Raw genomic sequence first — 7,166 nt, 5'->3', positions numbered from 1 at the left:
CTTTCACCTTTCACCTTTCACCTTTCACCTTTCACCTTTCACCTTTCACCTTTCCCATCAACTGCCTCAAATAGACCACAGGTATCGCATAGGTAATACCGCTAGGCTGGGACAGCACTTGCTCCTTACTTTCCTTGACGAAAACTTTGTTAATGATACCGACTACTTCGCCTGATTCAGGATCGTATAATGGGCTACCGCTATTTCCCGGATAAGCCGTTGCATCGAGTTGAAACACATCATAGGGGTTACGTAAGCGCTTAAGCATTTTTGTGTTCAATTGCCTAGACTGGATAACCGGAATCGCCATCGGAGTAATAGCCGACACAATACCTCGATGCGTCACCGGAAAAAGACCAAGCACCATACCTATCGGATAACCGGTAAAGGCGTACAACTCTCCTTCTTTTACTTTACTAGAATCTCCAAGCCTCATCGGCAGCAACCGGGCATTACCGGACAGCTTGAGAATGGCCAAGTCATGTTCGGGATCGGTCGCAATCTGTCTTGCCTGAACCATTTGATCCTTTCCGTCACGACGAATAAAAACCGCTAAAGACTCCAAATGCCCTTCATCCAATTCTTTTGCTACCACATGTGCGTTGGTAATAACCAAACTTCCATCGCCAACGGCAAAACCAGTTCCTAAAAACAACCCTCTGGGGCTGCGCGTTCGCTGAAAAGTACCGACAACGACTATGCCGGGCTTAATTTTTTCAATCGTAGCAGGTAATGAATCGGATGCTAAACTTAAAGCCGACCACATCACACCGAAAAAAACCGCTAAAACAACCCCAAAAAAACCATAACTTCGACGCCGACTATTCAAATCAATTCTCCAATTCCACTCAATGCCCACTCTATCATTGTTGCCCAAATCCAAAAGCAGCCCAATTCACTATTCTCTATTCTCTGCTAACTGCTAACTGCTAACTGCTAACTGCTAACTGCTAACTGCTAAAATACTAACAGCCCTATTGCAAACGTTCACCAAAAAGAATTATCGAACTAAAACTTATCCGATGCTTGGTGGCGCTTCGATTATTCTGCTAGCATGTGCAACGCTTGGAACATCATGATCGGAAACCATCCAACAACCCGGTTACAAAATATGATCAGTTATCCTCCTCATTTATCTAAATCGACTCATGCAACAGACGCCCTCGAATTGAGAGAAACATCAATGCTTTGGCTATGCGCCGGCTTGTTGATTTTGGTTTTTACTCCGACAATCTTCTGGCTTATCGAACGCTGGACGATGAGCGTATGGCATAACGGGCACGGCATTCTGGTCGCCTTACTGGTTATTTATCTAGTCTGGGGAGAATTAAAAAAACGCAAGAACTTGCCGAGAAGCGCCAATCCTTGGGGATTTGCGATACTACTTCCGGCGCTAGCGGCGCATATGCTGGATACCGGCATGCATACCCAGCTATTGTCGGCCGCAGCACTTTTTTTGGCGCTACCGGGGCTCGCGCTGCTGTTTCTGGGCACCGAACGCAGCAAAGCCATTATTTTTCCGTTGGCTATACTCTTCCTCACTCTTCCGATCCCATTGGTATTTACCGAATCGATACACATGACATTGAGAATCATCGCCACGAAAAGTGTGGCGTGGTTACTCAAATTATTCGGTATTCCGGTTTATTCGTACGGAACAGTTCTGCAAGTCGAAAACGGCGTACTGCAAGTCGCCGACGCCTGCAGCGGCTTTTCTACGCTATATGCGGCAATCACGATCGCGATTTTAACGGCGTATTTCTGCAACAGCATTCGCCGGCGAATCTTACTGCTACTCATTGCCGCGCCGCTGGCCGTTGGCGTTAATATCGTTAGAGTGCTGGTGCTGACTCTGCTTGTCAACTGGTTCGGCTTGGATGTATTAAAAACCTCGGCACATGAAATTTCCGGCTTAATGACTTTTATGATTGCATTACCGATTATTTTCATGATCGGCCAAAACACTCCCGAAACTCCGCAAGCAGAGAATTGACATGCTATCCCCCCGTTATGCATTGCCTGTCTCGTTGATCCTTTCAATTGCCTTAATACCGACTGTCATCCACAATTATTTCAGCTTAACGGATCTAGACAGCCGTACGGTACAAGCCATAGAACAGGATCTGGGCCGGTTCAGTTCGCATCCGACCAAAAGAAATCCGAATTGGGGGGAGCTGACCTTCGGTGCCAGCGAGTGGATTGAACGCAGTTACCAAGACGGCGTAAGCCGACCGGTACGCCTATTTGCCGCACGGGCCTTCGATCATAAACGCCTCTATCATCATCCTGAACTGGCGCTGTCCTATGGCGGCGACTTCGACAACCAAGGGCTAATCATTCTTCCTGGAGAACCGCGCATTCCGGTTAGGATTCTTCGAAGTAGAAGTGGAAAAGGATTGGTCGCTTATGCATTACATTATCAAGACCGCTTTATCGAAAACCCGATTCTGCATCAGATTCAAGAATCATTGAAACTGCTGATAAGCCCGAGAAAGCCGATCACACTGTTTTACGTCTCCGATGCTCATACGCCTGTCGATAAGGATTTTCAAGACACACCGGCAGCCCTGTTGTTGCAAATGACTATCGCCGACTTTCTAGCTCAGCCTGAATAGGATTGAGCTTTAAAATCGTTTGAAAATGTTGTTTTGAATTGTTGAATAAAGATCATGCCGTCCATGGTACGGTGAGGTTGAGCCGGCATTCACTTCACGCCGGCCCAAAAAGAAGAGACTTACTGGTAAACAGGCTTTCATTACTAAGGAATATGCACAAAATAACTGCTACAAGTAGTAGGCTTTGCGGTGATTCGGTGACTCGCTTGACAGGACGCCGTGAACCCAGCACCTAAATTCCATAGGTCTTTGGCAATGATTCAAAATCATGGCTTAATTTAGGTGCTGGATGAATTATCCACGGTAGTTAACCATAGCCAATGGACTATGGAATTTAGGTGCTGGGTGAATACTTCCATGTAGGCTTGACGGCGGCTTTCCCTGCCACCGACACCTGTCAATCGAGCCACCGAACCCCCTCCCAGAAGTTATCGAAGTTATTTCATGCTTGTTCCTAAACGGTCGAATTAACCACCTTGCCATGAAGGCCATAAGCCTATTAGATCTCCCTTTGGCAAATCTTCTAGGCCTACTTGATTGCCTTACGGTTAAAAATCCAAATCAAAGTCATCGATATCGCCGAACTCTTCTTTCAATTTGCGTTTTTCCCAATAAAGCTCAATTTTTCTGCGCGCATCTACTTTGTCATAGGCCGATTTAGCTTTTTTACCGGCGATCAATTCATCTGAATCATCGATGCTGCCAACCTCATCTTCCTCATCTTCAAAATCCATATCATCCGACAAAACATCAGACGTAGATCCTGCCATAAATAATACCCTCAAGAAAAAAATTGCTTTTTATCGCGATATTTTTCAAATGTAAAGTATTTTTTAAGGTTCAAACCCAACAATCTTTCCGCATCGAAAACTTACGGCTGACATACTGTTGAAAAATGTCGCTACGGGATATCCGTTTTGCTCCGACTGGCAGTCTCCGACGAAAATTCTCGATACTGATTCATCAACGGATCGGAGCGTTATTTTTCAGACCTTCCGACAAATTTCAGAACAAGGTTAGAAATATAATTGTCCGCGCATCATGAAGGTATCCAGATTGTTCGGTTCGCTGCCGTCAGCTTTTGTCACGGGCGAATCACTGATATCCAACACCCTGTCGTAGTTAGCCATGAAACGGATGTTCTTGTTGACATACCAGTTCAGAGCGATCGTCAAATTACTCATTTGTCCGCCCACGATATCGGCATCGTTCAGATCGGCCTCGGCATAACGTGCCGCAAGTTCCCAAGCACCGATTCCGCCGTTTTTGAAGCTGAAGTCTTGATTAGGATGAACATGATAGAACTTGCCTTTTTTATAGATGCGCGACTCGCCGGTCAGCGTCCACGAAGCTTCGGTATACCAGCCGTCGAAATCCAGGTTACCTTCACCCCCTTCTCTGTCCAACCACATGTGTGTGTATTCGCCGCCGACAGTGAACGGTCCGTAGAGCGCATTGGCCTCCAAACCGACCATCTTGATGTTATTGGTATCTTCAATATTGCCCGTGTCGAGCAACTTTAGATTGGACATGTGGCTGGTTTCATACGAAAACTTGACGGGATCGTCGTTGACTTCATCCTTGGCATCCGGCACGCGATAGTTACCGGCGACGCCCAAATGGATCACTTTATCCTTTTCCTGGATAGGTGCATAGGTCAGACGAGAGTTGATCGCCCACCCTTCGTCGGCTTCTTCATTTTCTATATTAGGATCGACGGTTTCGCCGTAAATACCGACCTGAGCGGTATAATTGTCGCCGAAACGCGATAGATTAAGACCGATGGCACGATCGACAGTCGGCCCGTTGAGCGTATTCATCAACGAGCGCTCCATGAACATCATGTCATTCGAACTTTCCTGCAATTCGCGGCTGAATGCTTGTTTTTGCGCACCCAGCGTCACTTCCATGAAGCCAAGCCCTTTGTAATTGACGAACAAGTCCTTGATCGCAACGTCATTGTCGGCAAAATCGACCTGCGTCTTGAAATTCCAATCCCTGAAAAATGTTCCTAAAAACTCCATACGCGCGCGGCGAATCTCGGTTCCGTCGTTGGCTTCGACGTGGGTATCGGTTCCTCGTTTGACATAGCCGTCGCCGCTGCTGTACGAAGCATCGGCATGAATACGACCGGCCAGATTGAATTTGAAATCGCCGTCGACGGTTTCGAATTGAACGCCTTTGTGATCCAGCTTGACTTTGACATCGTTTGAAGCCAATTCTTGCTTGTCGGCTTCCGACATTTTTTCTTTTCCCAGGAGATAATCGTATTGTTCTTGAGTAATTTTTTCATTGGCCAATAGTATGTCAAGCAAGTCTTTGTCGGTGGCATTGGCCGAATGGCCGCCTAAAACCGTGAATAACAAAGCGCAGGTTGACACGACGCTCTTTAAATTGTTTGCCATGAGTTTCTCTTCAATTCTTATAATTAACATCGATCGAGGTTCGGTTCGTTCTACATGTTCCCCGTAGACAAGAAAATCCTTGCCCCCTATATGTAACGGTTACACCCGTGAGGATGTCTGGCGGTTATTAAATGACATTTTTGTGACATTTTTATGACAAGTACCGATTATTAATTCACTCAGCTCTTTAACACCCCAAATAAGTGCTACGCGATTTAAAGGAATTGCCGCCGAATTTTAGACTCTCCAGGATTTCCCGTGGCAATGTATATTGATAACTTTCACAAAATTAGAATACGTTTAAGTTGCTGATAAAAAGTTAATTTTTATTGTCTTTGCCATGTCAAAACGCTGGTATTGCTTCTACTGCGGGAAATCCTGAAGAGCCAATTTTTATTGAACGAGAAAAGAGAGATAAATGCGGACGGGCCTGATTTCTTAAAACTTTACGCAGTCTGAACAACTACATCTGTAAGAACCGCGTTGATAGGACCCAAGCATCCTAACTACCGACACCCGCAGCGACCGAACGGTATTCCTGGACGTCTAATTGACAAGCCTACGAGGCATTCAGTAAACTGCTTAAACATGCCATTTTCACAGCGTGTCGCAAGAAGGTCCTACCCGTAACACGAGACCGTCGATCCGATTTTTTTCCGAATCATTCGTTCAGCGAAATTCACGAAAATCGATTACATCGACGCCGATTCGAGAATCTTGCCGTAAAAGGAACTACCCGTCATGACTCATCCGATCATCGAATCATTTCTACGTCACTCGATCGAACGTAAGGATTACCAAGTTGTTCGGCAATTTTTGGAGGAGTTTCAACCGGCCGATCTATGCGATCTGATTCAGCAAGAATCCTTGCCGACCGCGCTGGATATTCTGAAATTTTTATCTTACGAACGACGCGCAAGGGTGTTCGGTTATCTACCCAATACGCTGCAGGAACAACTCGCCGCGGAAATGAGCGATGACGACGTATCGTTGCTGTTGAAACACATGGACGCCGACGAAGGTGCGGATTTATTAAATCTATTGCCTGAAGAACGCCATGACGGCGTGTTACGTTCGATCGCCAGAAAAGAACGCGAAGACTTGCGCCGTTTGGCCAGCCATTCCGAAGGCACCGCCGGCGCAATCATGACCAGCGACTATGCGGCGATCCCAGCCCATGTCAAAGTTAGCGAAGCGTTAAATATAGTCCGCACGACCGCCCCGGGCGCTGAAACGATTTATCAGATTTTCGTTACCGACGGCCAGCACCAGCTTTTAGGCACGGTATCGCTACGCGAACTGATTTTGGCACCGCAAACGGCCAAAATCCAAGACATCATGATGACCGATATCGTCACGGTTTCGGTCGATGCCGCGCAAGAAGACGCGGCAAAAATCATTAGCCGCTACGATTTACTGGCCTTGCCGGTTATCGATAGCGAAAGCCGTTTAGTCGGCATTATTACTTATGACGACGCGATGGATGTCGCCGAAGCCGAAGCCACCGAAGACATGCATAAAAGCGCAACAATCGGTAATCTGGAAGGCAATTTTCGAGACGCTCGGCTACTCACGCTTTATCGCAAACGCATCGTTTGGCTCATTTTACTGGTATTCGGCAATCTATTCTCCGGAGCAGGAATTGCTTTTTTCGAAGACATGATCGCAGCTTACGTCGTGCTGGTATTTTTCCTGCCGGTTCTGGTAGGCAGCGGAGGTAATGCAGGATCCCAAGCGGCGACCTTAGTTATTCGCGGCTTGGCGACCGGTGACGTCGACCTTAAAGATTGGGGCCGATTATTGGGAAGGGAATTGGTTATCGCGTCCGGTTTGGGCTTGACGATGGCAATGGCTATTTCTATGGTCGGTCATTTCCGCGGGGGCGATGAAATTGCGCTGGTCGTCGGGTTAAGCATGGTGTCAATCGTGATCGTAGGCAGTCTAGTCGGCATGTGTTTACCGTTTATACTAAATCGCTTAGGCTGGGACCCTGCCACAGCCAGCGCCCCGCTAGTCACAACGATTGCCGATTCGGCCGGCGTATTAATCTACTTCTCGATCGCAACGGCGATACTGGGGTTGCCGGTTTAGGGTGAGCGGTGAGCGGTGAGCGGTGAGCGGTGAGCGGTGAGCGGTGAGCGGTGAG

General features: G+C 47.2%; 6 protein-coding genes. 3 read left to right on the top strand and 3 right to left on the bottom strand.

The genetic code is table 11. The annotated features are described in order from the left end of the window. Nucleotides 1–31 precede the first annotated feature (31 nt). Nucleotides 32–829 (bottom strand): S1 family peptidase, encoded by a 798-nt coding sequence (locus tag ACRJJO_RS21605; RefSeq protein WP_431067625.1) that lies wholly within the window; start codon nucleotides 827–829, stop codon nucleotides 32–34. 282 nt (nucleotides 830–1,111) lie between these two features. Between ACRJJO_RS21605 and ACRJJO_RS21600 the strand changes: the two genes are divergently transcribed. Both ACRJJO_RS21600 and ACRJJO_RS21595 read left to right on the top strand, forming a co-directional pair. Continuing rightward, on the top strand, nucleotides 1,112–1,993 hold the full coding sequence (locus ACRJJO_RS21600; protein ID WP_431067624.1) for an exosortase/archaeosortase family protein: 882 nt from the start codon (nucleotides 1,112–1,114) through the stop codon (nucleotides 1,991–1,993). 1 nt (nucleotide 1,994) lies between these two features. Next, nucleotides 1,995–2,615, top strand: coding sequence for a hypothetical protein (locus ACRJJO_RS21595; RefSeq protein ID WP_431067623.1), 621 nt, complete (start codon nucleotides 1,995–1,997; stop codon nucleotides 2,613–2,615). Between the two features lie 548 nt (nucleotides 2,616–3,163). Here ACRJJO_RS21595 and ACRJJO_RS21590 read toward each other — a convergent pair. Together ACRJJO_RS21590 and ACRJJO_RS21585 are read right to left on the bottom strand one after the other, a co-directional pair. Further along, nucleotides 3,164–3,385, bottom strand: coding sequence for a PA3496 family putative envelope integrity protein (locus ACRJJO_RS21590; protein ID WP_431067622.1), 222 nt, complete (start codon nucleotides 3,383–3,385; stop codon nucleotides 3,164–3,166). 246 nt (nucleotides 3,386–3,631) lie between these two features. Continuing rightward, a complete protein-coding gene (locus ACRJJO_RS21585) occupies nucleotides 3,632–5,020 on the bottom strand; it encodes an OprO/OprP family phosphate-selective porin (RefSeq protein ID WP_431067621.1) in 1,389 nt (462 codons plus the stop codon). A gap of 741 nt (nucleotides 5,021–5,761) precedes the next feature. Here ACRJJO_RS21585 and mgtE point away from each other — a divergent pair. Next, entirely contained in the window at nucleotides 5,762–7,111 is a 1,350-nt protein-coding gene (gene mgtE / locus ACRJJO_RS21580; RefSeq protein WP_431067620.1) for a magnesium transporter, read from the top strand. Nucleotides 7,112–7,166 lie beyond the last annotated feature (55 nt).

Source organism: Methylotuvimicrobium sp., assembly GCF_050611805.1.
GTDB lineage: Bacteria > Pseudomonadota > Gammaproteobacteria > Methylococcales > Methylomonadaceae > Methylotuvimicrobium.
Note: the sequence above shows the minus strand (reverse complement) of the source record. Positions and strands in the feature narration are given on the sequence as shown.